Raw genomic sequence first — 1905 nt, 5'->3', positions numbered from 1 at the left:
TTCGTTTGGGAGCAGGCGCTCCAGCCATAGGAATTCCGTTCTTCTGGCCGTCGGCTGCGATGCCAAACACTGTAATGGATGAATGGTCAGATATGGTATTTCTGAAATGGAACGGCGCGACGTTTTCTGCGACTGAATACCCCAAATTAGCCCTCGTTATTCCCGGCCTGAGACTGAACGATGTACGGGGGGAATTTATCAGGGTATGGGATGACGGGCGCGGCGTGGATATTGGGCGAACGCTGCTGAGTGCGCAGGAAAGCAGTAAGCTTCACGAGCATCTGGGGCAGAATGGCTCAGCGCCGAACTACGGATATATGACTGTAGCAAGTCCAGACTCTGTGGCATGGGACAATGGCTGGTCAGTCGGAAATATACCCAACTTCTCATCCGGTTCAGCCGGTTCTAACCTGATGGGCATGCGCCCACGAAACGTCGCATTTAATTTCCTTGTGAGGGCTAAATAATGGCAGTTATCTTTGATAAGAACGGACTGGCGACGCAGGCGGGTGATATTCGATGCTTTTATTACGATGCAGTGACCGGGGAATATAACGGCTGGTCTGACGAACATATTTACGTCGGCGTGAGTATGCCTGGTAATTCCACAAGCGTTAATCCGGGTGACGAGCAGGCGGGATTTGTCGCCGTATTCAACGGTACGGTATGGGAACAGCAGCCGGACCATCGCGGCGAAACCGTCTGGTCAACGGCTGACGGCACCGCCTCGATAGTTGGCTATATCGGGGAGATAAAAACAGGATTTACTGAACTGCCGCCATCAACACCGTATGACGTATGGAATGGGGCTTCATGGGTGACTGATACTGATTTGCAACACGCAACTGATGTAGCTAACGCAGAGAAGCAGAAAACACAGCTCCGGGCATTAGCTGACAACGAAATTACCTGGCGGCAGGATGCGGTTGATGAAGGAATAGCGAAGGCAGAAGAATCCTCCGCTCTGGCAGAGTGGAAAAAATACCGGGTGCTGTTGATGCGTGTAGATACCAGCAAAGCCCCCGATATTGTATGGCCTATTTCTCCGGCTCCTCAGAAGTAATAAAACCAGGTGGCGGTATAAACTCATTACCATTGTGAGTCCATCCGACACCTGCATTTATGTCTTCGGGGATTTGAATTAAATCCCCGCTTTCGGGCTTGTAGTCTGAAACTCCATCCCACTTAATCGTATTAGTAACAGAGCCATCAACAACAACTGCATAAATACCCATTACATATACTCCCACACAATAACGACACCATCAGCCCCATCACCACCAGTAAATGAACCAGCAATCCCGCCGTTTACGTTTGCGCCAGCACCGCCAGCTCCGTAACCCACGCCATCACCGCCGCGAGACTGGCCGCGGCTACCGATACCACCGGCACCGAAAATTGAATCTCCGCCATTACCTGAATAAGAGAAAACCCCACCAAGACGCAATGAAATCGTAGGCATCCCGCAACCACGTCCTGAGATGCTTGCTCCTGTAAACTGAATGGCTGGCATTGTGCCAGAGAAAAATGCAGACCAGACTCCCGTACCCGCTGTCATAGCTTCACCACCAAGACCACCAATCGCCGTGACCAGCGAGCCAAATGATGATTGACCTCCAGCATTCCCGTTACCTGCCGGGTTGTTCACACCGCCTTTCCCACCACTCCCAACAGTAATCTGTTGCGGTGTGGGGTTATCAATAATTGCTTTTGCATATGCGCCAGATGTGCCTGAGCCAGAAGCTGCGCACATAGTTGCTGGAGAGTTTGTACCCGCACCGGCGCCACCGGCACCCTGAACCTCAACGATGGCTTTTTTTGTCCCAGGCGTCGGAGTGTAAAGCGCTGAAGATGTAAAAACCTGCACGTTCAGCAAACGCCCTGAGTTCACATCTCCCAAACCAA

Annotated in this window: 3 protein-coding genes and 1 pseudogene; 2 read left to right on the top strand and 2 right to left on the bottom strand. The window is 51.7% G+C overall.

From position 1 onward, the window contains the following. Both KCR01S_RS25435 and KCR01S_RS23525 read left to right on the top strand, forming a co-directional pair. Window positions 1-467 (top strand): annotated as a pseudogene (locus KCR01S_RS25435) (hypothetical protein); the annotation flags it as partial. Next, window positions 467-1063: a tail fiber assembly protein gene (locus KCR01S_RS23525; protein ID WP_061285261.1), complete on the top strand. Its 597-nt coding sequence runs from the start codon at window positions 467-469 to the stop codon at window positions 1061-1063. The pseudogene KCR01S_RS25435 and the gene KCR01S_RS23525, both read left to right, overlap by 1 nt. Here the strand turns inward: KCR01S_RS23525 and KCR01S_RS25300 are convergent. Beyond that, complete coding sequence (locus KCR01S_RS25300) at window positions 1038-1235, bottom strand: hypothetical protein (RefSeq protein WP_156478811.1); 198 nt, start codon at window positions 1233-1235, stop codon at window positions 1038-1040. The genes KCR01S_RS23525 and KCR01S_RS25300 overlap by 26 nt on opposite strands. Then, window positions 1235-1905: carbohydrate kinase (locus tag KCR01S_RS25430; protein ID WP_167348850.1), on the bottom strand; the 671-nt coding region annotated here is incomplete at its 5' end. The genes KCR01S_RS25430 and KCR01S_RS25300, both read right to left, overlap by 1 nt.

The sequence above is a fragment of the Kluyvera cryocrescens NBRC 102467 genome, assembly GCF_001571285.1.
GTDB lineage: Bacteria > Pseudomonadota > Gammaproteobacteria > Enterobacterales > Enterobacteriaceae > Kluyvera > Kluyvera cryocrescens.
The sequence above is the reverse complement of the archived record's forward strand: the minus strand, read 5'-3'. Positions and strand labels throughout refer to the sequence as shown.